This is a genomic window from Actinomyces sp. zg296, from assembly GCF_009829695.1.
Taxonomy (GTDB): domain Bacteria; phylum Actinomycetota; class Actinomycetes; order Actinomycetales; family Actinomycetaceae; genus Actinomyces; species Actinomyces marmotae.
The window spans coordinates 111,706-135,913 of sequence record NZ_VWPG01000005.1; the positions used below are offsets into that span (position 1 = coordinate 111,706).

The 24,208-nt window shown below is 72.9% G+C and carries 16 protein-coding genes; 8 read left to right on the forward strand and 8 right to left on the reverse strand.

Translation table 11 applies throughout. The features are described from left to right. Position 1: 1 nt before the first annotated feature. Complete coding sequence (locus tag GVV76_RS05965; RefSeq protein WP_159625713.1) at positions 2–1,348, reverse strand: molybdopterin molybdotransferase MoeA; 1,347 nt, start codon at positions 1,346–1,348, stop codon at positions 2–4. A 75-nt stretch (positions 1,349–1,423) separates the two neighbouring features. On the opposite strand from GVV76_RS05965, the gene GVV76_RS05970 reads away from it, so the two are divergent. Continuing rightward, positions 1,424–1,906, forward strand: coding sequence for a molybdenum cofactor biosynthesis protein MoaE (locus GVV76_RS05970; RefSeq protein WP_159625715.1), 483 nt, complete (start codon positions 1,424–1,426; stop codon positions 1,904–1,906). Between the two features lie 45 nt (positions 1,907–1,951). Here GVV76_RS05970 and GVV76_RS05975 read toward each other — a convergent pair whose 3' ends face one another. The 3 genes from GVV76_RS05975 to GVV76_RS05985 form a co-directional block, all read right to left on the reverse strand. Then, positions 1,952–2,221 carry a MoaD/ThiS family protein gene (locus GVV76_RS05975; RefSeq protein ID WP_159524212.1) on the reverse strand — a complete coding sequence of 90 codons (270 nt, stop codon included), beginning with the start codon at positions 2,219–2,221 and terminating at the stop codon, positions 1,952–1,954. Positions 2,222–2,273: 52 nt separating this feature from the next. After that, positions 2,274–3,461, reverse strand: coding sequence for a GTP 3',8-cyclase MoaA (gene moaA, locus GVV76_RS05980; protein ID WP_159625717.1), 1,188 nt, complete (start codon positions 3,459–3,461; stop codon positions 2,274–2,276). 86 nt (positions 3,462–3,547) lie between these two features. Beyond that, on the reverse strand, positions 3,548–3,850 hold the full coding sequence (locus GVV76_RS05985) for a DUF2249 domain-containing protein (protein WP_159524214.1): 303 nt from the start codon (positions 3,848–3,850) through the stop codon (positions 3,548–3,550). A gap of 151 nt (positions 3,851–4,001) precedes the next feature. Here GVV76_RS05985 and GVV76_RS05990 point away from each other — a divergent pair, with 151 nt between their 5' ends. Genes GVV76_RS05990 through GVV76_RS06000 form a run of 3 tightly spaced genes read left to right on the forward strand, consistent with a single transcriptional unit; the run spans position 4,002 to position 8,135 of the window. After that, a complete protein-coding gene (locus GVV76_RS05990; protein ID WP_201292207.1) occupies positions 4,002–5,174 on the forward strand; it encodes a hypothetical protein in 1,173 nt (390 codons plus the stop codon). After that, positions 5,171–6,640: a hypothetical protein gene (locus tag GVV76_RS05995; RefSeq protein ID WP_159625719.1), complete on the forward strand. Its 1,470-nt coding sequence runs from the start codon at positions 5,171–5,173 to the stop codon at positions 6,638–6,640. The genes GVV76_RS05990 and GVV76_RS05995 overlap by 4 nt, the downstream gene beginning before the upstream one ends. Continuing rightward, on the forward strand, positions 6,624–8,135 hold the full coding sequence (locus tag GVV76_RS06000) for a multicopper oxidase domain-containing protein (RefSeq protein WP_236263244.1): 1,512 nt from the start codon (positions 6,624–6,626) through the stop codon (positions 8,133–8,135). Before GVV76_RS05995 ends, GVV76_RS06000 begins: the two co-directional genes overlap by 17 nt. 66 nt (positions 8,136–8,201) lie before the next feature. Here the strand turns inward: GVV76_RS06000 and GVV76_RS06005 are convergent, their stop codons facing one another. The 3 genes from GVV76_RS06005 to GVV76_RS06015 form a co-directional block, all read right to left on the reverse strand. Continuing rightward, positions 8,202–8,954: a helix-turn-helix transcriptional regulator gene (locus GVV76_RS06005; RefSeq protein WP_159524216.1), complete on the reverse strand. Its 753-nt coding sequence runs from the start codon at positions 8,952–8,954 to the stop codon at positions 8,202–8,204. Between the two features lie 146 nt (positions 8,955–9,100). After that, a complete protein-coding gene (gene rsgA / locus GVV76_RS06010) occupies positions 9,101–10,240 on the reverse strand; it encodes a ribosome small subunit-dependent GTPase A (RefSeq protein WP_159625722.1) in 1,140 nt (379 codons plus the stop codon). Then, the gene (locus tag GVV76_RS06015) at positions 10,240–11,772 is read right to left on the reverse strand and encodes a 3-phosphoshikimate 1-carboxyvinyltransferase (protein WP_159625724.1); all 1,533 of its coding nucleotides are present in this window, start codon (positions 11,770–11,772) and stop codon (positions 10,240–10,242) included. The genes rsgA and GVV76_RS06015 overlap by 1 nt, the downstream gene beginning before the upstream one ends. 562 nt (positions 11,773–12,334) lie before the next feature. On the opposite strand from GVV76_RS06015, the gene GVV76_RS10420 reads away from it, so the two are divergent. After that, positions 12,335–12,784, forward strand: coding sequence for a prepilin peptidase (locus GVV76_RS10420; RefSeq protein ID WP_236263246.1), 450 nt, complete (start codon positions 12,335–12,337; stop codon positions 12,782–12,784). A gap of 125 nt (positions 12,785–12,909) precedes the next feature. On the opposite strand, the gene GVV76_RS06025 is transcribed toward GVV76_RS10420, so the two are convergent. Continuing rightward, the gene (locus tag GVV76_RS06025) at positions 12,910–13,944 is read right to left on the reverse strand and encodes a hypothetical protein (RefSeq protein ID WP_159625728.1); all 1,035 of its coding nucleotides are present in this window, start codon (positions 13,942–13,944) and stop codon (positions 12,910–12,912) included. A gap of 1,410 nt (positions 13,945–15,354) precedes the next feature. Here GVV76_RS06025 and rpoB point away from each other — a divergent pair. From rpoB to GVV76_RS06040, 3 genes are all read left to right on the forward strand, one after another. Next, positions 15,355–18,876, forward strand: a complete 3,522-nt coding sequence (rpoB, locus tag GVV76_RS06030; protein ID WP_159625730.1) for a DNA-directed RNA polymerase subunit beta — start codon at positions 15,355–15,357, stop codon at positions 18,874–18,876. Between the two features lie 19 nt (positions 18,877–18,895). Further along, a complete protein-coding gene (locus GVV76_RS06035) occupies positions 18,896–22,852 on the forward strand; it encodes a DNA-directed RNA polymerase subunit beta' (protein ID WP_159524103.1) in 3,957 nt (1,318 codons plus the stop codon). Between the two features lie 378 nt (positions 22,853–23,230). Next, positions 23,231–24,196, forward strand: a complete 966-nt coding sequence (locus GVV76_RS06040) for an AAA family ATPase (protein ID WP_159524102.1) — start codon at positions 23,231–23,233, stop codon at positions 24,194–24,196. Positions 24,197–24,208 lie beyond the last annotated feature (12 nt).

Sequence of the window (24,208 nt, forward strand, 5' to 3'; positions counted from 1 at the left end):
ATCAGTGGGGGCGGGCGGGGGAGGGCAGGGGGATGAGGCTGACGACGTCGCCGGGCCGCGCCCCGGTGGAGCCCTCATCGACGACGGCGAGCGCCTGGGCGGCGCCGAGCGAGGACACGAGGTGCGAGCCCGAGCCGAGCCGGTGGGTGGGCTCCACCCAGGGCAGGGTCGGGCCCGCCCCATCCGGGGGCCCTGGCAGCGGCTCGGGCAACGGGTCCGGCGCGCCGACGACTCGCACGGGGATGTACTGGCGCCGCCCCCTCGGGCCCGTCCACGCGGCGGCGGCCCTCGCGCGCGAAGCGGGGGCGGCCGCGGTGGCCCGCGGGTGCCCGGCGAGGAGGGCGAGCGCGGGGGCGACGACGAGCGTGAAGGACACCAGCACGCTGACCGGGTTGCCCGGCAGGCACAGCAGCGGCACCTCGCGCCCGTCGTCGGCGACGATGGCGCCGCGGCCCTGCGGCTTGCCCGGCTGCATCGCGACCTTGGCGAAGCCGATCCGCACCCGCGCCCCGGGGCCGGCGGGGCGCGCGGCGAGCATGGTCAGCGGGTCGAAGGCCCCGGCGGACACGCCGCCCGAGGTCACCACGAGATCCGCGTCCTGGGCTGCCTCGACGAGGGCGCGGGCCAGGTCCTCGGCGGTGTCGGCGCTGCGGCGCGCGCCCGCGAAGGCGGCGCCGCACTCGCGGACGAGGCCGGCCAGCAGCAGGGAGTTCGAGTCCGGGATCTCTCCCGGGGCGAGAGACCGCCCCGGATCGACGAGCTCGGCGCCGGTGGACACGACCGCCACGCGCGGGCGCGGGCGGGCGAGCACCTCGCCCCGGCCAACCGAGGCGAGCGCGGAGATCGCGGTGGCACCCAGGAGAGTCCCCGCCCTCATAACCGGGTCCCCGACGGCGCAGCCCTCCCCGGCCCTCCTCACGTTGAGGCCGATGGCGGGGGCGGCGTGGATCGCGACCCTGCCGGGCAGCGGGTGCGGGCCCGGGGACTGGTCGGTGTCCTCCACTCTCACGACGGCGTCGGCGCCCTCGGGCAGCATCGCGCCGGTCATAATGCGCATCGCGGTCCCCGGGGCCAGGGGCGCCGGAGCGCTGCCCGCCGGGGCATCGCCCGACACCGGTAGGACAACGGGCGCCTGCTCGGCGGCCCCGGCGGCATCCGCGGCTCGCAGGGCGTATCCGTCCATCGCCGAGTTCGTCCACGGCGGCACTGGAAGCGCGGCGGTGACATCCTCTGCCAGGACCAGCCCGTGCGCGTCCTCCAGCCGCGTGGGGATGGCGCCGAGCGGGCGCAAGGCGGCCAGGGCCTCGTCAACGTATCGCTCAGGCGGGATCATCGTGGGGCTGGGCATGTCTCCTCCTCGGGGCGCTTCGGCGGCGGGCGGTGTAGGGTCTGGCGCGTCCATCATGCAGTCGAGGAGGGCGGGATGGTGCGCGAGACAGACCACGGCGCTGCGCACGAGGCTACCGGTGCCGAGGGGCGGGGGTGCGCGCGGATTGCGCGCGCCGAGATGACCGAGGGCCCCGTGAGCGCCGCCGAACTGGCGCGCGCCGTCGCCGATCGCGCGGCCGGGGCCGTCGTCACCTTCGACGGGATGGTCCGTGATCACGACGGCGGCCGCGCCGTGGAGTCCATCGCCTACTCCGCCCATCCGAGCGCGGGGGAGGTCATTGAGCGGATCGCCGCGGATGTCGCGGCGCGGTCCGGCCTGCGCGCCCTGGCGATCGTCCATCGCACGGGCGAGCTCGCGATCGGGGACACCGCGCTGGGGGTGGCCGCCAGCGCTGACCACCGCGCCGAGGCCTTCGCCGCCGTGAGCGACGCCGTCGAGGAGGTCAAGCGCCGCCTGCCGGTGTGGAAGAACCAGCGCTTCTCAGACGGCACCACCGAGTGGAGCAACTGCGCCTGACCGGCGCGCCCGCCCCCGGGAGGAGGGCCGAGGGGCGGCCCGGGCTCAGCCCCCGGCGAAGGGCGGCAGGACGTCCACCCGGTCGCCGTCCGCCAGCGGGGCCAGGGAGTCCGCGGGCGTGGACAGGCCGTTGACGAGGAAGGTCGAGATGCCGATGATCCTCGCCATCTCGACGCCCCTGCCCGCCAGGCGCTCGCGCAGGCCCGCGAGCGTGAGCGGGCCCGAGGCCTCCAGGCGCTCCTCGGCTCGGCCGGCGGCCTGGGCGGCGGCGGCGAAGTAGCGCAGCTCGATCACCGCGGGATCGGATGCGGTCATGGTGGTCCTTCCGTGTGGCTCAGGGGCGGGGCGCCGCGGGGCGGCCGGGTCCTCATCCGCCGATGGCGGACATCGTCCGGCCCGGCCTCTCGAAGCCCGAGGGCAGCGCGCCGGGGTCGTCCGACCCGTGGGCGAGGGGCTTGCGCCAGGCGGCGGCGGCCCACAGGCGCATGATGTCCTCATCCGTCGCGCCCTGGCGCAGGGGGGCGCGCAGATCGGTCTCGGTGGAGGAGAACAGGCAGGTCATGAGGCGGCCGTCCGCGGTGATGCGGGCCCGGTCGCAGTCGGCGCAAAACGGGGCGGTCACCGAGGCGATGATCCCCACGCTGCCGGCGGGGTGGGCGGCGCCGTCGTGCTCACCGGCCGCCACGCGCCACAGCGCGGCGGGGCGGCGGTCCGGGCGCCCGGCCTCCTCCAGTGCGAAGCCCGCCCCGGCCAGCGCGGCGAGGATCCGCTCGGCGCCGACGACGTCCTCGGCCCTCCAGGACTCGCGCGGTCCCAGGGGCATGTGCTCGATGAAGCGCAACTGCCACCCGCGCCGCAGGCACTCGGCGAGCAGGCGGGGGGCCTGGGCGTCAAGCGTGCCCGGCAGGGCGACGGCGTTGACCTTGATGGGCTCTAGGCCCGCGGCCTGCGCGGCGGTGGCGCCGGCCAGGGCGTCGTCGAGCCGATCGCGGCGGGTGAGCCCCGCGTAGGCCTCGCGGTCCAGGGCGTCGATGGAGACGTTGACGCGGGCCAGGCCCGCGTCGCGCAGGGCGGCGGCGCGCTTGTCCAACCCGAGCCCGTTGGTGGTCAGCCCGATGTCCGGGACCGCGCCGCCGGGGGTGCGCAGGGCGGCGATGGCGCTGATGATCTCCTCAAGGTCCCGGCGCATGAGCGGCTCCCCACCGGTGATGCGGATCCGCTCGACCCCCAGGCGGGTGACGGCGATGCGGGCGAGACGGCCGATCTCGTCGGCGGTGAGCAGGAGGGGCGTGGCGAGCCAGTCCAGTCCCTGCGCGGGCATGCAGTAGGAGCAGCGCAGGTTGCAGCGGTCGGTGATCGACAGGCGCAGGTCTCGCACCACCCGCCCGTAGCGGTCGGTCAGGGTGCTCGGCGGAGGGCCCGGCCAGGGGAGCCCGGTGGCGCCGGGTGACTCGGCGCCCGCCCCGCCCGGCCTCTTGGGCGCGACCGCCAGCGGCACCGGCAGGCGCGTCCTGGCGGTGCCGCTACGCGGGGCGTAAGCAGGGGCGGAGGTCATGGGGTCAAGGATACGGATCGTCCTCGCGGGCAGGGCGCGGGCCCACGGCGCCCGGCGATGGCCGGGGCCGTGAGGGGACGGGCTGCTCAGGCGGTGCGGCGGATCTCGACGCGCGCGTAGCCGTCCTCGGCCTCGAGCAGCTCATAGGCGAAGGAGCCATCGAGCTGGTCGATCTGGGACAGCAGCGGCGTGGGCACGTGCGGGGCGAGGAGGTCGAAGGACTCGCCGACCGTCAGGCTCGACGCGGCCCCCAGGACGGCGGCGTGGCGCAGGCGGTGGGGGATCACGCGGGCGTCGAGGGAGAGGCGCTCGTCGCTGGGCGCGCAGCCGCATCCACAGCCGCCGGACTTCTTCTCCTCGATCGGCAGGAGGTTCGGGTTCTCGCTCATCTGGTGCTCCTTGACGTGGGGTGGGCTGGAGGGCCCGAGGGGGCCGTCCGGCTGGCGAATGGCTGTCGCGCGGCGGCCGGGGCCGCCGGGTGAGCAGGACCGCTGCCGCGGGCGTTGCTCGCCTCAGTACGACTTTAATACGGTACGCCTTGTGATTAAAACGCTGGGCCGGGGCGAGCAGGGCGGCTCCACGGGCGAGAGCCGGGGAGCCGGGGGGCCTCGGCCTGCCAGGCTCGCGCCCCGGTTCCTCGCCCTGGCCATGGCCGGAGCCTGCCTGCTCACCGGCCTTGAGGCCGCTCTGCTGCGGCTCGGCCTTTCCGCGCCGGTCATCGACGCGGGGCCCGCCCCAGGATCCCTCGCCCCCCTCCACGGCCCCCTCATGCTCGTGGGCTTCCTCGGCACGGTCATCTCCCTGGAGCGGGCCGTGGCCGCGCGGGCCGCCTGGGCTTTCCTCGCCCCCGCCGGGCTGGCCCTCGGGGCGCTCCTGGGCCCGGCCGGCGCGCCGCAGGGAGTCGGCCGCTTGATCACGCTCGTCGGGGCGCTGGCCCTGGGCGCCATCTACATCGCAGTCCACCGCCGCGCCCCCTCGGTGGCCGGCGACGTCGAGGCCCTGGGCGCCATCGCCCTCATCCTCGGGATCCTGCTGTGGATCGCGGGGGCCCCCATCGAGGACTGCGTCCCCCTGTGGCTCCTCCTGCCCACGCTCACGATCGTCGGTGAGCGCCTCGAGCTCGCCCGCGTCGCCTTCCTCGACGGCGCCGTCGAGGCGGTCGTGGCGGGACTATCCGCCACCGCGCTGCTGGGGGCCTGCCTCCACCCCACCGGGGACAGGGCCACGATCATCATCGGCCCCGCGCTCCTGGGCCTGGCCGTCACCATGGCCTACTACGACGTCGCGCGCCGCACGATCCGCTCCCGGGGACGCGCCGCCGGCGCCGTGCGCTTCGCGGCGGCCTCCATGCTCGCCGGCTACCTCTGGCTCGCGGTCGCCGGGGCGGTCTGGACCGCACGGGGCCTGGAGGGAAACGCCTACGAGATCATCATCCACAGCCTCGGCCTGGGCTTCGCCTTCTCCATGATCCTGGCCCACGCCCCCACGATCATCCCCGCGATCGTCCATCGCAAGCTGCCTCACCACCCCCTCATGTGGGTGCCCTTCGCGCTCCTCCACGGCGGCCTGGCGCTGCGGGTGGGCGCGCTCGCGGCCGGGGCCCTGCGCCCCTGGCAGGCTGGCGGAGTGGTCGGCATCGTCGGGATTCTCGCCTTCATGCTCATCGCCGTCACCCGGGCGGTGTCCTCGGGCAGGATCGGGAGCCGCCCATGATGCCGCCGACCCCCATGCCCGGCCCCTCCGGCCGTGCTCCCGGTGGGCCGCCCCGACGCCCCGGGGGCGCGGGCGGATCCGGGGGCGGGGGCAGGCGCGCCGCCCAGACGCGCCGCAATGGCGTCGTCCTGGCCTGGCTCGTCGCCGCGGGCGCGGTGACGGTGGGCGTCCTCGCCGGCCCGCTGGCCACCTGGGGGGCGTGGCTGCCCCTGCACATCCTGCTGCTGGGCGGCATCGGCTCGGCGATCACCACCTGGTCGGCCCATTTCGCCGACACCCTCCTTCACCGGCCCGCCTGGGGCGGCGCCGCGCTCCTCGACGCCCGGCTCGCCGCCCACGGCCTCGGCGCGATCGCCGTGCTCACCGGCATCACCGCGGGCCTGGACCGGCTCGCCCTGGCCGGTGCCGCGGTGGTCATCGCCCAGGCCCTGCTGGGCGTGGCGGCGATCCTCGTCCAGCGCCGCCGCGCGGTCGCGCCTCGGATGGGGGCGCTCGCCCTCCACTACGCCGTCGCCCTCGTCGCCTTGGCCACGGGCGCCCTCCTCGGCTGGCTCACCAACTGGGCGGGGGAGCACGGCGGGGGCGGCAGCACGGGCGGAGCGGTCGGCCCGCGCCTGGTCGACGCCCTCTACATCGCTCACACGACGACGATGCTCCTGGGCTTCGTGGGCATCACCGTGCTGGGCACCCTCACCGTCCTATGGCCCACGATGCTGCGCACCCGCATGGAGCCCGACGCCCCGCGCCGGGCGGCCCGGGGGCTGCCGGTCCTCGTGGTGGGGACCGCGCTGTCCGCCGCCGCCGGCGCGTGGGCGCCGCTCGGGGCGCTCGGGGTGCCGATCTACCTGCTGGGCGCCGCGAGCGTCCTCGGCCCCGCGCTGCGCACCGCCCGGCGCGTGCCCCCCAACTCCTACGCCACCGCCTCGACGGCGGCCGCGGTCTGCTGGTTCATCGCCGGCGTCGTCCTGCTCGGCAGGGGGATCGTGGGCGCCCTGGCCGACGGCGCGGGAGGCGCCGACGCGGCCGCCCAGGCCGCCGCCATGCGCCAGGCGATCCACGGGCTGCGCCTCCCGCTGGCCGCGGGCTTCGCCCTCCAGGTGCTGATCGGGGCACTGTCCTATCTCACTCCCGTCATGCTCGGCGGGGGTCCCGCCGCCACGCGCGCCACCAACGCGATCCTCGACCGCGCCGCCTCCTACCGCGTCACCGCCGCCAATGCGGGGCTGCTCATCGCCCTCGCCCCTGTCCTGACGACGCCGGTGCGCCTGGCCGGGGCCCTGCTGGCGGGCGCGCTCGCGGCCGCCGTGCCCGTGGGTATGGCGCGCTGCGCGCTCGAGCGGCGGCCCCGCGGCGCCGGTGATCCGGCCCGCGGCCCCCATCGGACCAGCCATGCCCAGCCCGTCCCCTCCCGACCCGCGCCCGCGGGCGCCCCCACCACTGGAGAGCACCATGACCGACGTCCCTGACAAGCCGAGCGCCCCCGGCGCCACCGGTGCCCCTGGAACCCCTAGCGCCCCCGGCGCGCCGACCGCCACCGGCGCGCCGGGCTCCTCCAGGGCCGCGGGCGCCCTTCCCGCCCGCGCCCTCGACCGGCGCGGGGCGATCCTCGGCGTGGCCACCGCGGGCGCCGCCGCCGTCGTCGGCACGGCGATCCACGCGTGGAACGGCGCCTCCCAGGGCGGCGCCACCGGGAGCGGCCGCACCACTGAGGCCACGGTCACCGTGAAGGGAATGCGCTTCGTGCCCGACACGATCGACGTCGCCAGCGGGGACCGGCTCGTCATCACCCTGGAGAACACCGGCGACCAGGTCCACGACCTCGTCCTGGCCGGAGGCGCCACCACCGGGCGCGTCGCGGCGGGCGCCAGCGCGCGGCTCGACGCCGGGGTCATCACCGGGCCCGTCGAGGGCTGGTGCTCCATCGCCGGGCACCGCGCCCAGGGCATGGTCCTGCGCATCACCGCTGACGGGCGGGCGACGGGCGCGGCCCAGCCGAGCCAGGCGGCCACCGGGCACGGCGGCCACGGCGGGCACGGCGGGCACGGCGCGGCGGCAGACGGCCCGAGCGCCACCCCGAACCGCGAGGCGCCCCTGCCGGAGGGCTTCACGCCTTTCGACGCCGCCCTCGCCCCCGCGCCCGCGGGCACCGTTCACCAGCACACCCTCACCGTCACCGAGGTGCCCAGCGTCTACGTGGGCGCGGGCGTCACCCAGACCCGCTGGACCTTCAACGGCACCGCGCCCGGCCCCGTCCTGCGCGGGAAGGTGGGGGACACCTTCGAGATCACGCTGGTCAACAACGGCTCCATGAGCCATTCCATCGACTTCCACGCCGGGATCGTCTCCCCGGACGCGGTCATGCGCTCCATCAACCCCGGGGAGTCGCTCGTCTACTCCTTCACCGCCGAGCACGCCGGCATCTGGCTCTACCACTGCTCGACGGCGCCCATGAGCGTCCACCTGGCCTCCGGGATGCACGGCGCCGTCATCGTCGATCCCGATGGGCTGGCGGGCGTGGACCGCGAGTACGTCCTCATCCAGTCCGAGATCTACTTGGGGCCCGAGGGAGGCGTCACCGACGCCGACAAGGTGGCGGCCAAGGCCCCGGACCTCATGTGCTTCAACGGGGCGGCCTTCCAGTACGCCCTCCAGCCCCTTCAGGCCCGGCCGGGGGAGCGGGTGCGCTTCTGGGTGATGGACGCGGGCCCCTCCCTGCCCACCTCCTTCCACGTGGTGGGCCTCCAGTTCGACACGGTGTTCTTCGAGGGGGCCTACCAGCTGGGCGGCCCCGACGGCGTCGGCCGCTCCTGGAGGGGCGGCTCGCAGGCGCTCGGCCTCCAGCCCGCGCAGGGCGGCTTCGTGGAGGCCGTGGTCCCGGCGGTCGGCAGCTACGCGGTGGTGACGCACGCCTTCGCGGACATGGAGAAGGGCGCCATGGCGATCCTCAAGGCCAGCGAGTAGACGACGGCTCGGGCCATTCCCGCCCCGTCTCGCTGAGGGCCGCCCAGGCCCGAGGGCCCCGGGGAATCAGTCCTCGAAACGGGCGTGGCAGCCGTCGTCCAGCAGGGGGTGGATCGCGAGCAGGGGGCGCTCGCCGTGGTCCGGCGCCCCCTCGGGCGCTGCTGGCAGCAGGCCCTGCCGCTGGGCGATGGCGTTGAGGAATCCCTCGTGCATCGCGCAGACCAGCGGGTGGGGGGCGCGGGATCGGGTGACGAGAGGGCAGGCCTTGAGGACGACCTTCTCGCCGTCGATCCGCGGGGCGAATCCCATGAGGGCGAGGGCGGGGAGGAGGGCGGCGAGGCGGTCCATGTCGCTGGCGCTCTCGGGGAGGGGCTCGGCGGCGGCCGGCGCTGGGCTCAGTTCGGCCCAGCGGCGCCCGATGCGCAGGGCGATCTCATGGGCCTCGTGGCCGGTGCCGAAGGTCTCGACGGTCGCGTCGAGGAGGGTCAGGTAGGAGTCGATGACGATCATCGGGTCGGGGGAGACCGCTGTGTACAGCAGCGCGGGGCGCCCCCTCCTGCCCGTGGGGCGCGTCGACGCCGTCACGAAGCCCGCCTCCACGAGGGCGTCGAGGTGCTCGCGGACCGTGTTGTGGTGGAGGGCGAGCCGGTCGGCCAGCTCGGCGGCGGTCAGCGGGACGGTGGAGGCCTCGACGAGCTCGAGGACTCGGCGCCGCGCCACGGTGAGGTCCGCCCGGGCCGACAGGTCCGACCAGGTGGGCCGGGGCAGGGCCTCCGCCGTTGTGTGAGGAGCGGCTGGTGCCGCTGGCGAGTCGGGCATGAGATGAGCCTATGCGCGCCGCGGGCCGTAGGACAGCGTCGAAGGTCACCCGCGCCCGGGTCATCTCCGTTGGCCGGGGCGGAGGGCCGTCGATCGCCGGGAGGGCCCGACGCCGGGGGAGGGGATCGCCGCGATCGCCTCAGCGCTCATCTCGGCGCCGGTCTGGTGGGGTCCTCGGCCAGGCGGGAGGGGGCCAGGAGGCGGCGGAAGGAGTCGACCCTGGCCGGGCGCGTCCCCGGCCCGGCCCCATGCTGAGCCGCCCCATGCGTCCGAGCCCCGCCGTCGTCGGCCCCCCAGGGTTCGCGCCCGGCGGCCCAGTCGTCGAGGGCGCAGTCGATGACACCGGCCTCGTGGGTGCAGCCGCGGGGGCAGTCCTCGGCCACGGCGGCCAGGTCGGGGAAGCCGCGCAGGACGTCGGCGCTGGAGACATGCGATACGCCGAAGGAGCGCACCCCGGGGGTGTCGATCACCCAGCCGCCGCCGGGCAGTTCGAGGGCCTGGAGGCTCGTGGATGTGTGCCGGCCCCGGCCGGTGACCTCGTTGACGTGCCCGGTGGCGCGGTCGGCCCCGGGCACGAGGGCGTTGATGAGGGTGGATTTGCCGACGCCCGAGTGGCCGACGAACACGGCGGTCCGCCCCTCGATGGCCGCGCGCACGGCGTCCACGCCCTCTCCGGCGCGGGAGGCCTCGGCGCGCGAGGCCGCGTCGAGGCGGGTGGGCAGGGAGCGCACGCCGAGGGGCTCGTAGAGGGCGAGCAGCGCCGCGGCGTCGGCGAGGTCGGATTTCGTCAGGACGAGAAGAGGCTCCATGCCGGCGTCGTAGGCCGCCACGAGGTAGCGGTCGATCATGCGGGGGCGCGGCTCGGGGTCGGCCACGGCGGTGACGATGACGAGCATGTCCGCGTTGGCGACGACCGGGCGCTCGGTGCCGGCGGCGTCGCCGTCCTCGGCGCTGCGGCGCAGGAGCGCGCGGCGCTCCTCGATACGCACCAGGCGGGCGAGGGTGCCATCGCGGCCACTGAGGTCCCCGACGACGGCCACGCGGTCCCCGACGACGATCTTCCCCCGCCCGAGCTCGCGGGCCTTCATGGCGGTGATGTCGCCCGTGGCGTCGAGCGTGGGGGAGGGGTCGGCCAGGCGGATGCGGTAGTGGCCCCGGTCGATGCGGGTGACCATGCCCTCGGCGGCGTCGGCATGGGCCGGGCGCTGCTTGGTGCGCGGCCGCGATCCCCGTCCCGGGCGCACGTGGACGCGGGGGTCGTCGGTGCCGGTGTCGCGGCGGGCCATCAGCGGGCCTCCCGCCCGGGGGCGGCCGGTGAGGCGCTGGCGAGCATCCGCCCCCACAGCCCGGTGAAGCCCGGGAGGGTCTTGGAAGTGCAGGCGACGTCGTCGAGCCGCACCCCGGGGACGGCCAGCCCGATGATCGCCGCGAAGGCCGCCATGCGGTGATCCGCGTAGGAGCGGAGCAGGGCCGGGCGCAGCCGGGTTCCGGCGGCCAGGGCCCCGACCTCGATGCCGTCCGCGGTCTCGCGGGCCGGGGCGCCGAGCCTGCGGGCCTCGGCGACGATCGCGGCGAGCCGGTCCGTCTCATGCCCGCGCAGGTGCGCGATGCCCCTCAGCCGGGAGGTGCGCCCCTGGGCGGAAGCCAGGACAGCCAGGGCGGCGACGGTGGGCGCGAGCTCGCCGACGGCGGACAGGTCGGCGTCGATGCCCGCCAGCGCGCCGGTGCCCGTGGCCTGGAGGGCGGGGGCGCCGTCCGACTCCTGGATGAGCCGGATGGTTCCGCCGAGCTGCGGCAGGAGGCCCCGCCAGGCGTCGCCGGCCTGGGATGTGGAGGCGGGCCAGTGGGGCACGCTGACGGTCCCGCCCGCCACGAGCGCGGCGGCGAGGAAGGGGCCGGCGTTGGACAGATCCGGCTCGATGGTGGTGCTGGCGCCCGCGGGCCGGCCGGGCGCCACCGCCCAGGCGCGCTCGCCCTCGGGAGCTCCCGCGGCGGGCTCCTCGACGCTCACCCCCCGTTCCCGCAGCGAGGCCACGGTCATGGCCACATGCGGCAGGGAGGGCACGCGCCCCGTCGGGGTGATCCGCGCGCCGCCGGGCAGCAGGGGGGCGGCGAGCAGGAGTGCGGAGAGGAACTGGGAGGAGGCGGTCGAGTCGATGGCGAGGCCCCGGGGTCCGGTCCCCGCGCCCGCCCTCGCGTTGGCCGCCCCCGCGCCGGCCACGGCGTTACCAGCCCCCGCGCCGGCCACGGCGTTGGCCGGGGCGTTGGCCGCCCCCGCGCCTGCCGGGGCCCCCGGGGTGATGAGGACGGGGAGGAAGCCGGGTGCGGCCAGGTAGTCGACGCGCGCCCCGAGGGCGGAGACGGCGTCGAGCAGGGGTCCGAGCGGGCGGGACCGGGCGGCGTCGTCGCCGTCGAGGAGGAGGGGGGCGTCGGCGAGCGCGGCCAGTGGCGGGATGAAGCGCATGACGGTGCCCGCCAGACCGCAGTCGATGCGCGCGGGGGCGCTGGCGGTCGCGTCGGCCGTTGGGCGCTCGGACCGGCTGACGGGGAACGGGATCGGCGCGGGGGTGACGCGCAGGCGCGTGGGGGAGCCGTCCTCCTCGAAGCGCGCGCCCAGGGTGGTTAGGGCGGCGATCATGAGATCGGTGTCGCGGGCGCGCAGGACGCCGGCCAGCGTGCTGGGCCCGGCTGCGGTGGCCGCCAGCACGAGCTCCCGCGCGGTCAGCGACTTCGAGCCCGGCAGCTCCACGACGGCGTTGAGCGGCCCCAGGGCGCGCGGCGCGGCCCAGGCGGGGGCGTCGGTCGGCTCGTCATGCACGGGGCAGACTCTACGGCGACTCCACGGGGAAGTCAGTGAGGCGGGCGGGCAGGAGTGGGGGGCGCGAGTGGGTGGCCGTGATGGGGCCCGCCGGCGGGGGCGGGGCGGGCGTCGTCGGTCGCGCTGATCTTGAACTCGGAGCGGTCTTCCCCGTGAGGGGGGAGGGGCGGGCATGATGCGCGGTATGGACTGGCTCCTCGCTGCTGAGACTGTTGCCGCTGTGGGATTGGCGGCGGGTCCTGTCGCGCGATGGACCAGGAGATATATCCACGGGCTGGCCCGTCCTGAGCCGTCTGGGGGCGGTGCCCCGCCTGGGGAATCGCGGCTCGGTGCCCGTCCTGAGCCGTCTCAGCCCGCTCAGCCCTCTGAGCCGTCTGAGCCGTCGCCGGCTCAGCGGAGCGCCGCCGGCATGGGGGTGGAGGAGGTGGGCGCTGAAGCGCGGTGGCGCCCTGTGGTGCGGCGCGCCTGGATCCTGGGGTGGTTGCCGCAAGCCGTGCTCGCGTTGGCCGTTTGTGGCGGTGCGGCGTGGTGGGGCGCTCGCACGGGTGCTCAGGGCCCGACGGTGACGGCTCTGCCGGTGCTGGCGCTGCTGGGTGTCGCGGCCAGTGCTGACGCCGTGGCCCATATCCTGCCCAACCGGCTTCTTGGCTCTGCCTCGGCGTGGCTCATGGCGTGCGGCGTCGTCGCTGTCGCGGCCAGGCCCGCGCTGGCTCATGACGCCCTGCGGGCGGTGCTGTGCGCGCTGGTGGCGGGGGCGATCAGCCTTCTGGTCGCTCTGGCGCCAACTGGGCTCGGGCTCGGTGATGTCAAGCTCTGCGCCGTCATCGGCCTGTGGCTGGGGTGGTACGGGGTGTCGGTGCTCGTGCTCGGTCTGTGGGTCGGGGTCATGGTCGGCGGGGTGGCGGCGCTCGTGCTTCTCATCTCCCGGCGCGCCAGCCGCAAGGACCCCATGGCCTACGGCCCGTACCTGATCCTGGGCTCCTTCATGGCGTGGCCGTTCGCGGCTCTTTGACGCCGGGAGTCACGGGGCGCGGTCCTCTCTGACGGCTTGACGACCATCCTCCGCCAGGACGACAGGATCACCTGGCCCGCGCGAGTGGGGGCGATCGGGGCTTCTCCCCGTGCTTGCCGCCGGCGTCATGCCAGCCACGGGCGCGGGGCGAGGGGGAAGACGGCGTCGTCGGGAAGGGCGCGCAGCAGATCGGCCAGCAGGGCGCGGGGATCGCGCAACTGCGCCGAGGTCGCCCGCACCAGCCTCCACCCTGCCCGCGCCGCCTTGCGCTCGCGCCGTCGCTCCCCGAAGACGGCTCCGGGAGCGGCGTACTTGCCCTCGCCGTCGTACTCCTCGCCGACGCGCGCCATGGGCCAGCCGAAGTCCGCAAAGTACGTCCTCCCCTCCACCACGAAGCCCGCCTGCACCACGGGCACCGGCACTCCCTCCTTGAGGAGCAGGTAGCGCAGCCGGCTCTCGCCCGGTGATTCGGCGTAGGGGCTGAGGAGCTCCAGCATGCGCAGAGCCCGCCGCTTGCGCCGACGTCGCCCGCAACTGACCAGGATGGCGCGCACCTCAGCGCGCAAAGCCCGCAGACTGGCCGGATCCCGCTCGGAGACGAACCGGTCCGGGCGCACTGCCACCCTCATGAGCGAGTCGCCGACGACGAAGGCGGCGAGCCCATCGAGATCCAGGAGGCAATCGGCGATGGTCCGAGGGATCGAGGTGACCCTCAGCCCATGGGCGACGACGACCTGCCCGGGCTCGACCCTCATCCGATGGCGCCGCACGCGCGCCTGGCGCCCCTCCCCATCGGCGCCGCGGGTGCCGGCGGCCCGCACCCGCCCGCCCGTGTAGGCCACCCGGGGGAGCATGAGGGTGCGGTTGCTTCCCGACGCCGAGCAGATCGTGTGGACATCCGGCTCGCGAGCCACCATCCAAGCGCCATGCAGTAGCGCGGCGGACTCATGCGTGAGCACGGTCCGCGCGGGCGAATTGCGCATGACGGCGAGGACTCTGGCCAGGCTCACCTCTCGCATCTGCTCCCAGACGGTGGGCAGCGCGCGTGTCAGGAGGTGCTGGCCCCTGGATACCGGAATCGACCCGGGCGGAGGCGCGTCGCGGCGAGTGCTGGGGATGACCGTGGGGAGGGCGATCTCGAGGCCGAACGTGGTGGGCATGGGAACAGGATGACCGGGTTCGAGCCGAACCGGGTGGGCCGTTGTGAAGAGGCGTGCGTGGAGTCGCATGGCGTCGCTTGTGGTTCCCGGGCCGCGGGCCCGCGAGCGCGGGCGGAGTCTCTTAACCGCTGCTGTTTGGCGCGCTCGGGCTGCCGTCTGGCGTGCCCGGGCTGCTGGCCTGGCCGGTCACGTCGCCGCCGCGCGCGTCCGGGCCGCTGCCTGGGGCTCCCGGGCCGCCGTCTGGCGCGCTCGGGCTGCTGAGGATCCGGGGTGGTTCTGAGTCTGCGGAGGACACTGCCGCCGCGCGCGCCTGGGCTGCTGGGGGATGCCTTGTCTGAGTCGATCTCGGCATGGTGGGTTCGTTGTGAGCGTCGTGGGGTCGTTGTGGGCGGTGCTGGGGTGTTGAAGGCATCGCGGGGAGCGCTGCTGTCGATGGTCTGGTGGTGCTTGTAAGGGTTGGGCGGTGCTTGGGATGGCCGGGTGATGCTCTGGATGGCGGGAGGTCCGGTGTGGCTTCTCGTGGCCGCCGCCTGGCGCTCCCTGCGTGCTGGGGGGGGGCCTTGTCTGACTCGATCTCGGCATGGTGGGGTCGTTGTGAGCGTCGGTGGGTCGTTGTGGGCGTCGGTGGGCCGTTGTGGGCGGCGTTGGGGTGTTGAAGGCATCGCGGGGAGCGCTGCTGTCGATGGTCTGGTGGTGCTCGTAACGGTTGGGCGGTGCTTGGGATGGCCGGGTGATGCCCTGGATGGCGGGAGGTCCGGTGTGGCTTCTCGCGGCCGCCGCCTGGTGCGCACGGGCTGCTGGGGGATGCCTTGTCTGCTCCGATCTCGGCATGGTGGGGTCGTTGTGGGCGTCGTTGGGCCGTTGTGGGCGGTGCTGGGGTGTTGAAGGCATTGCGGGGAGCGCTGCTGTCGATGGTCTGGTGGTGCTTGTAACGGTTGGGCGGTGCTTGGGATGGCCGGGTGATGCCCTGGATGGCGGGAGGTCCGGTGTGGCTTCTCGCGGCCGCCGCCTGGCGTGCCCGGGCTGTTGGGCAGGGTGCGGGTGACGTGGATCTGGTGGCTCCCCATCCCTGCCGCCGCCCGCGCCCTGCCCGCGCCACAGCGCCCGCGCCCCGACGCCGCCCCCAGCACCGCCCCAACCCCCGCCAGCGCGCGGAGAACCCGCCCTCGCGGTGGGGCAGTATGCGCGACTGTGGCGGGAATCGCAAGACCGAGTCCTGTTCCGATGTGGAAGGTGCAAAACCCGCCGTGTACGCTAGCGCTTTGCGTCCAGTATGCGTGCTGTCCTCGATGGCCCCCTCGGACGGCGCGGTCAGAGCCTGCCATGATCATCGCCGTTCCAGAGGAAAGTCGGTGCCGGCCACGCCGTCGGATGCGAGAGTGATCCCCGGACTGAGGGAAGGATCCCCACTTGGCTGCCTCGCGCACCTCTGCACCCACTGCCGCTGACATCGCCGCGCGCACCGCGTCACGGCGCATCAACTTCGCGAAGATCCCCGAGCCCATGCAGGCTCCCAACCTCCTCGCCCTGCAGACCGAGTCCTTCGACTGGCTCGTCGGCAACGAGAAGTGGCGCGCCCGCGTCAACGCCGCCAACGCCGCCCGCCCCGGCTCTCTGCCCGAGACCTCGGGCCTGGAGGAGATCTTCGACGAGATCTCCCCGATCGAGGACTTCGGCGAGACCATGGCGCTGTCGTTCCACGACCACCGCTTTGAGGAGCCCAAGTACACCGCCGAGGAGTGCCAGGAGAAGGACCTCACCTACTCCGCCCCCCTGTACGTGGTGGCCGACTTCGAGAACTTCTCCACCGGCGAGATCAAGTCTCAGACCGTCTTCATGGGCGACTTCCCCCTCATGACGGACAAGGGCACCTTCATCGTCAACGGCTCCGAGCGCGTCGTCGTCTCCCAGCTCGTGCGCTCCCCGGGGGTCTACTTCGAGCGCACCACCGAGAAGACCACTGACAAGTACGTCTACAACGTCAAGTTCATCCCCTCGCGCGGCGCCTGGCTCGAGTTCGAGATCGACAAGTCGGACCGCGTCGCCGTGCGCATCGACCGCAAGCGCAAGCAGGACATCACCGTCTTCCTGCTCGCCCTGGGCATGGACGAGGCGGAGATCCGCAAGGAGTTCGCCGACTACCCCGCGCTGACCGTCGCCCTGGACGAGGACCGCAAGATCACGACCCAGGACGAGGCCCTACTGGACATCTACAAGAAGATCCGCCCGGGCGAGCCGCCGAGCGTCGAGGCCGGCCGCACCCTCATCGAGAACTTCTACTTCAACCCCAAGCGCTACGACCTGGCCAAGGTCGGCCGCTACAAGATCAACAAGAAACTGGGCCTGGACGCGGACCTGACCGACTCGGTGCTGCGCATCGAGGACCTCACCGCCGCGATCAAGTATCTGCTCGCCCTGCACGCCGGCGCCGAGACGATCGAGGGGCTGCGCGGTGGCGAGATCGTGGACATGCCGGTGGAGTACGACGACATCGACCACCTCGGCAACCGCCGCATCCGCGCCGTCGGGGAGCTCATCCAGGCGCAGGTGCGCACCGGCATGAGCCGCATGGAGCGCCAGGTGCGCGAGCGCATGACCACCCAGGACGTCGAGGCCATCACGCCGAACACCCTCATCAACATCCGGCCCGTGACGGCCGCGATCAAGGAGTTCTTCGGCACCTCCCAGCTGAGCCAGTTCATGGACCAGAACAATCCCCTGGCCGGCATGACGCACAAGCGCCGCCTGTCCGCCCTCGGCCCCGGGGGCCTGTCCCGCGAGCGCGCCTCCATGGAGGTCCGTGACGTCCACACCTCGCACTACGGGCGCATGTGCCCCATCGAGTCCCCCGAGGGCCCGAACATCGGCCTGATCGGCTCACTGGCGACCTTCGCCCGCATCAACCCCTTCGGCTTCATCGAGACCCCGTACCGCGTGGTCAAGGACGGCCTGGTCACCGATGAGACCCACTACCTGACCGCCGACGACGAGGACCGCCACGTCATCGCCCAGGCCAACGTGGAGCTCACCGAGGAGGGGCGCTTCGCCGAGGATCACGTCCTGTGCCGCGTCACCGGCGGCGAGCCCGCCCTGGTCCCCGCGGACCAGGTGGACCTCATGGACATTTCCGCCCGCCAGATGGTCTCCGTGGGCACCTCGCTCATCCCCTTCCTGGAGCACGACGACGCCAACCGCGCCCTCATGGGCGCCAACATGCAGCGCCAGGCCGTGCCGCTCATCCGCCCTGACGCCCCCCTCGTGGGCACGGGCATGGAGCGCCGTACCGCCGTCGACGCCGGGGATGTCCTCGTGGCCTCCAAGGCGGGCGTGGTCACCGAGGTCTGCGCGGACTTCGTGCGCGTGGCCAACGACGACGGCTCCGAGACGGTCTACAAGGTCGCCAAGTTCCTGCGCTCCAACCAGGGCAACTGCTACAACCAGCGCGTCGTGGCCACCGAGGGCGAGCGCGTGGAGGAGGGCACCGTCCTGGCCGACGGCCCCGCCACCGCCGAGGGCGACCTCGCCCTGGGGCAGAACCTCCTGGTGGCCTTCATGACCTGGGAGGGCCTCAACTTCGAGGACGCCATCATCCTGTCCCAGCGGGTCGTCTCCGAGGACATCCTGACCTCCATCCACATCGAGGAGCACGAGGTCGACGCCCGCGACACCAAGCTGGGCGCCGAGGAGATCACCCGGGACATCCCCAACGTCTCCGAGGAGACCCTGGCCAACCTCGATGAGCGCGGCATCATCCGCATCGGCGCCGAGGTCCGCAGCGGTGACATCCTCGTCGGCAAGGTCACCCCCAAGGGGGAGACCGAACTGACCAGTGAGGAGCGCCTCCTGCGCGCCATCTTCGGTGAGAAGGCCCGCGAGGTGCGCGACACCTCCCTGCGCGTCCCCCACGGCGAGTACGGCATCGTCACCGGCGTTCGCGAGTTCGACGCCGCCAGCGAGGACGCCGAGTTGCCCGCCGGCGTCAACCGCATGGTGCGCGTCTACATCGCCCAGCGCCGCAAGATCACGGTGGGCGACAAGCTCTCGGGCCGCCACGGCAACAAGGGCGTCATCTCCAAGATCCTCCCCGTGGAGGACATGCCCTTCCTCGCTGACGGCACCCCCGTGGACGTCATCCTCAACCCCCTGGGCGTGCCCAGCCGCATGAACATCGGCCAGGTCCTCGAACTCCACCTGGGCTGGGTGGCCTCCCGCGGATGGGACGCCACGGCGGCCCGCGAGGCAGGGGAGGAGTGGGCCCTGCGGCTGCCGGACAACGGCGTGACCGCCGAGCCGCGCACCCCCGTGGCCACTCCGGTCTTCGACGGCGTGCGCGATGACGAGCTCATGGGCCTGCTGGACTCCACCATCCCGGGCGCCGACGGCAAGCAGCTCGTCGCCCCCAATGGCAAGGCCCGGCTCTTCGACGGCCGCTCCGGCGAGCCCTTCCCGTACCCGGTCTCGGTCGGCTACATGTACATCCTCAAGCTCCACCACCTCGTGGATGACAAGATCCACGCCCGCTCCACGGGCCCGTACTCGATGATCACGCAGCAGCCGCTGGGCGGTAAGGCCCAGTTCGGTGGTCAGCGCTTCGGCGAGATGGAGGTGTGGGCCATGGAGGCGTACGGCGCCGCCCACGCCCTCCAGGAGTTGCTCACCGTCAAGTCTGACGACGTCGTGGGCCGGGTCAAGGTCTACGAGGCGATCGTCAAGGGCGAGGACATCCCCGAGCCCGGCATCCCCGAGTCCTTCAAGGTGCTCATGAAGGAGATGCAGTCCCTGTGCCTGAACGTCGAGGCACTGGACGCCGAGGGCAATGTCATCGGCCTGGACGACACCGACGACGACGGCCGCCGTGCCTCCGAGGAGCTCGGCTTCGACCTGGGCCGCCGCCCGGGCGGGGCCATGGCCTCCACCATCGACGAGATCTGACCCATCGGAAGTAGGAACTGTGCTCGACGCCAACGTCTTCGATCGCATCCAGCTCGGACTGGCCACCGCGGAGGACATCAAGTCCTGGTCGCACGGTGAGGTCAAGAAGCCCGAGACCATCAACTACCGCACGCTCAAGCCGGAGAAGGACGGCCTGTTCGGTGAGCAGATCTTCGGCCCCACCCGGGACTGGGAGTGCGCCTGCGGCAAGTACAAGCGCGTGCGCTACAAGGGCATCGTCTGCGAGCGCTGCGGCGTGGAGGTCACCCGCTCCAAGGTGCGCCGCGAGCGGATGGCCCACATCAAGCTGGCCGCCCCCGTCACCCACATCTGGTACTTCAAGGGCGTGCCCTCGCGCCTGGGGTACCTGCTCAACCTCGCCCCCAAGGATCTGGAGAAGGTCATCTACTTCGCGGCCTACATGGTCACCGAGGTCGATGAGGAGGGCCGCCACGACGACCTTCCCTCCCTGCGCTCCGAGTTCGAGGTGAAGAAGAAGCACGTCGAGCAGGCCGGCGAGGCCGACATCGAGGCCCGCCAGCGCCGCCTGGAGGAGGACCTGGCCGCCGCCGAGGCGGAGGGCGCCGAGGCCTCCCAGCGCGACAAGCTCCGCAAGACCGCCGAGCGCGAGATGGGCGCCATGCGCCGCAAGAACCAGCGGACGCTGGAGCACATGGACAAGGTCTGGGACCGCTTCGTGGGCCTCAAGGTCGGGGACCTGGAGGGTGACGAGGTCCTCTACCGCGACATGCAGGCGGACTACGGCATCTACTTCAAGGGGGCCATGGGCGCCCAGGCCATCCAGGACCGCCTGCGCGGCTTCGACCTGGAGGCCGAGGCCGAGGCCCTGTCCGAGGTGGTCGCCTCCGGCGCCGGGCAGCGCAAGACCCGCGCCATCAAGCGCCTGAAGGTCATCAACGCCTTCCGCATGACCGGCACCAAGCCGGAGTCGATGGTCCTGGACAACATCCCGGTCATCCCGCCGGACCTGCGCCCCATGGTGCAGCTCGACGGCGGCCGCTTCGCTACTTCCGACCTCAACGACCTCTACCGCCGCGTCATCAACCGCAACAACCGCCTCAAGCGGCTCATGGACCTGGGCGCCCCGACGATCATCGTCAACAACGAGAAGCGCATGCTCCAGGACGCCGTAGACGCCCTCTTCGACAACGGCCGCCGCGGCCGCCCCGTCTCCGGCGTGGGCAACCGTCCGCTGAAGTCCCTGTCCGACATGCTCAAGGGCAAGCAGGGCCGCTTCCGCCAGAACCTCCTGGGCAAGCGCGTGGACTACTCGGGCCGCTCCGTCATCGTGGTGGGCCCCCAGCTCAAGCTCCACCAGTGCGGCCTGCCCAGCCAGATGGCCCTGGAGTTGTTCAAGCCCTTCGTGATGAAGCGGCTCGTCGAGCTCAAGGAGGCCCAGAACGTCAAGGCCGCCAAGCGGATGGTGGAGCGCGCCAACCCGAAGGTCTGGGACGTCCTGGCCGAGGTGATCCGCGAGCACCCCGTGCTGCTCAACCGTGCCCCCACCCTCCACCGCCTGGGCATCCAGGCCTTCGAGCCCCAGCTCATCGAGGGCAAGGCCATCCAGTTGCACCCGCTCGTGTGCGGCGCCTTCAACGCGGACTTCGACGGCGACCAGATGGCGGTCCACCTGCCGCTGGGCGCTGAGGCTTCCGCGGAGGCCCGCATCCTCATGCTCTCGTCCAACAACATCCTCAAGCCCTCCGATGGCCGCCCGGTCACCATGCCCAGCCAGGACATGATCATCGGCACCTACTACCTCACCCAGGAGCCCGACCCGGCCGTCGAGGTCGCCAAGGACGCCAACGGCGAGGAGATTGTCCCGGCCTTCTCCTCCTTCGCGGAGGCGGTCATGGCGCATGACTTCGGCAGGCTCGATGTCAACGCCACCTGCGACATCCGCTTCTCCGAGGGGATCGTCGCCCCCGAGGGATGGCAGGCCCCCGAGGGCTGGAGCGAGGGCGACCCGATCACCCTGCGCACCTCGCTGGGCCGGGCCCTGTTCAACACGGCGCTGCCCGAGGCCTTCCCCTACGTGAACTACACGGTGGACAAGAAGGCCCTGGGCAACATCGTCAACACCCTGGCCGAGTCCTTCCCGCGCGTGGACGTGGCCGCCTCCCTCGACATGCTCAAGTCGAACGGCTTCTACTGGTCCACCTGGTCCGGCATCACGGTCGCCTTCGCCGACGTCGTCTCCCCGGAGGCTAAGGCCGGGATCCTGGCCCGCCATGAGGCCGAGGCCGCCCAGATCGAGGAGCAGTTCGAGCTCGGCGCACTGACCGAGGAGGACCGCTACTCCTCGCTTATCGACATCTGGACCAAGGCCACGGCCGAGGTCGCCGAGGCCATGCGCGAGAACTTCCCGCACCGCAACACCGTCTACCAGATGGTGGTCTCCGGGGCGCGAGGCAACTGGGACCAGATCCGCCAGCTCGCCGGCATGCGCGGCCTGGTGGCGGACCCGAAGCAGCGCCTCATCGAGCGCCCCATCAAGTCGAACTACCGCGAGGGCCTGAGCGTCCTGGAGTACTTCATCGCCACGCACGGCGCCCGCAAGGGCCTGGCGGACACCGCCCTGCGGACCGCCGACTCCGGCTACCTCACCCGCCGCCTGGTGGACGTGTCCCAGGACGTCATCGTGCGCGAGGACGACTGCGGAACCCGCAAGGGCCTCACCAAGCGCCTCTTCACCTGGAAGGACGCCGAGGGTGAGCGCTTCAAGGACGTCTCGGAGATCCTCGACACCACGGTCATCGGCACCACCGCCGCCCGTGACGTCGTCGACGCCGAGGGCAACGTCATCATCCCCGCCGGCGCCGACATCGGCACCGCCGAGGCCAATGCCGCGATCGAGGCCGGTATCGAGGAGGTCACGGTCCGCTCCGTGCTGACCTGCGACTCCGCCGTCGGCACCTGCGCGGCCTGCTACGGCCGCTCCCTGGCCACCGGCAAGCGCGTGGACATCGGCGAGGCCGTGGGCATCATCGCCGCCCAGTCCATCGGCGAGCCCGGCACGCAGCTGACGATGCGCACCTTCCACACCGGTGGCGCCGCCGGCGCCGCGGACATCACGCAGGGCCTTCCCCGCGTGCAGGAGCTCTTCGAGGCCCGCACGCCCAAGGGCGAGGCCGTCGTGGCCGAGGCCGCGGGCACGCTGGCCATCGAGCAGGACGCCGACGGCAAGCGCCTGGTCATCAAGCGCGACGACGGCGAGGAGGACCTGGTGGTCCCCGTCTCCTCGCGCCGCCGCCTCCTGGTGGCCGACGGCCAGCGCCTTGAGCCCGGCCAGGCGCTCACCGAGGGCCCGGTGGACCCCAAGAAGATCCTGCGCCTGCGCAGCGTCGGCGCTACCCAGCGCCACCTCGTGGACGAGGTCCAGGAGGTCTACCGCTCCCAGGGCGTGGACATCCACTCCAAGCACATCGAGGTCATCGTGCGCCAGATGCTGCGTCGCGTGACCGTGCTCGACCCGGGCGACACCACGCTGCTGCAGGGCGACCTGGTGGACGTCATGACCTACCGCTCGGAGAACCGCCGCGTCGTGGCCGAGGGTGGCAAGACCGCCTCCGGGCGCACCGAGCTCATGGGTATCACCAAGGCCTCGCTGGCCACGGACTCCTGGCTGAGCGCCGCCTCCTTCCAGGAGACCACGCGTGTGCTCACCGAGGCCGCCATGAACGGCAAGTCGGATCCGCTGGTGGGCCTGAAGGAGAACGTCATCCTGGGTAAGCTCATCCCCGCCGGCACGGGCCTGGCCCGCTACTCGGACATCGAGGTGGAGCCCACCGAGGAGACGAAGGCGGAGGTCTTCTCCCGCACCGGCTTCTCCGAGGACATGTTCGGCGTGGGGGAGAGCGTCGCGCTGGACGACTTCTCCTTCGGTGGCGACTTCCGCGCGGATTTCTCCGACGACTTCCGCACGGGTTTCAACAGCCAGGACGTGGAGTTCTGACCGCCCCCAGGGCGCGGCCCGGTTGCTTGAGCCGGGCCGCGCCCTGGAGCGTGGACGATGGCCGTGGGCCGGCCCCCAAGAAAAGGGGGCCGGCCCACGGCCATGCTCATGCGACTCCGGCCATCAGTTGTTCTGGTGTGTCACCTGGGCATTCATCATTGAGTCCAATTCGTGGCCTCGCGGGGCGGCTCCTGCCGCGGCCGGCGCCCACGAGTGTGGGAGAATCCATCGCGAACGGAGGCATCCTGACGAGTCGGCCCGCATCTCCCTGAACAAACGGGCCCGGCGCGTGGGATGCCTCGGGAGTGGGCCTGAGCTCCAGCGGAGCCCTCCCGTCCCTAGCCTCCTCTCGCACGTGACCCGAACAGGAACCCAGCCATGCCCATCACCCAGGAGAACGCGACTTGGTTCGCCGAGACCTTCGGCAAGATGGTCGACAACGTCGGCCAGGCCCTCCTGGGCAAGGAGGATGTCATCCGCCTCGCCCTGACCACGATGCTCGCCGAGGGGCACCTCCTCCTGGAGGACGCCCCGGGAACCGGCAAGACGGCCTTGGCCCGCGCCATCGCGGCCACCGTGCAGGGCACGCACTCGCGCATCCAGTTCACCCCCGACCTCCTGCCCAGTGACATCACTGGCGTCACCGTCTACGACCAGAAGACCGGCTCCTGGGACTTCCACCCCGGCCCCGTCTTTTCCTCGATCGTCTTGGCCGATGAGATCAACCGCGCCTCGCCCAAGACGCAGTCCGCCCTCCTGGAGGTCATGGAGGAGTCGCATGTGACGGTCGACGGCGTCCGCCACGACGCGGGCCGCCCCTTCATGGTTGTCGCCACGCAGAACCCAGTGGAGCAGGCGGGCACCTACCGGCTCCCGGAGGCCCAGCTCGACCGCTTCCTCATGAAGACCTCCGTGGGGTACCCGGACCGCTCCGCCCTGACCAAGGTGCTCTCCGACTCGGCCCGGCCCGACCGCTCGCAGAAGATTCCCGCGGTTATCTCCTCCTCCGCCGTCGCCTCCATGTCCGACCTGGCCTCGGAGAACCACGTGGAGCCCGCCGTGCTGGACTACATTGGCGCGCTCGTCGAGGCCACGCGGGAAGACCCCTCCACTCGGCTCGGCGTGTCCACTCGCGGCGCGATCGCCATGACGCGCGCGATCCGCGTGTGGGCCGCCTCGCAGGGACGGGCCTACGTCCTGCCCGACGACGTCAAGGCCCTCGCGGAGGTCGTGTGGGCGCACCGCCTCGTCATGGATCCCGACGCCGAGTTCGCCGGGGCCACGGCCACGCAGGTCATCACGGCCGCCGTCGAGAAGATCCCGGCGCCCACCGCCCGCATGTGACGACGTGGCGCC

Bases quoted from the DNA above. Each gene is read 5' to 3' on its own strand.
- GVV76_RS05965 (WP_159625713.1), bottom strand. From the start codon at position 1,348: ATGCCCAGCCCCACGATGATCCCGCCTGAGCGATACGTTGACGAGGCC.
- GVV76_RS05970 (WP_159625715.1), top strand. From the start codon at position 1,424: ATGGTGCGCGAGACAGACCACGGCGCTGCGCACGAGGCTACCGGTGCC.
- GVV76_RS05975 (WP_159524212.1), bottom strand. From the start codon at position 2,221: ATGACCGCATCCGATCCCGCGGTGATCGAGCTGCGCTACTTCGCCGCC.
- moaA (WP_159625717.1), bottom strand. From the start codon at position 3,461: ATGACCTCCGCCCCTGCTTACGCCCCGCGTAGCGGCACCGCCAGGACG.
- GVV76_RS05985 (WP_159524214.1), bottom strand. From the start codon at position 3,850: ATGAGCGAGAACCCGAACCTCCTGCCGATCGAGGAGAAGAAGTCCGGC.
- GVV76_RS05995 (WP_159625719.1), top strand. From the start codon at position 5,171: ATGATGCCGCCGACCCCCATGCCCGGCCCCTCCGGCCGTGCTCCCGGT.
- GVV76_RS06000 (WP_236263244.1), top strand. From the start codon at position 6,624: ATGACCGACGTCCCTGACAAGCCGAGCGCCCCCGGCGCCACCGGTGCC.
- GVV76_RS06005 (WP_159524216.1), bottom strand. From the start codon at position 8,954: ATGCCCGACTCGCCAGCGGCACCAGCCGCTCCTCACACAACGGCGGAG.
- rsgA (WP_159625722.1), bottom strand. From the start codon at position 10,240: ATGGCCCGCCGCGACACCGGCACCGACGACCCCCGCGTCCACGTGCGC.
- GVV76_RS06025 (WP_159625728.1), bottom strand. From the start codon at position 13,944: ATGCCCACCACGTTCGGCCTCGAGATCGCCCTCCCCACGGTCATCCCC.
- GVV76_RS06040 (WP_159524102.1), top strand. From the start codon at position 23,231: ATGCCCATCACCCAGGAGAACGCGACTTGGTTCGCCGAGACCTTCGGC.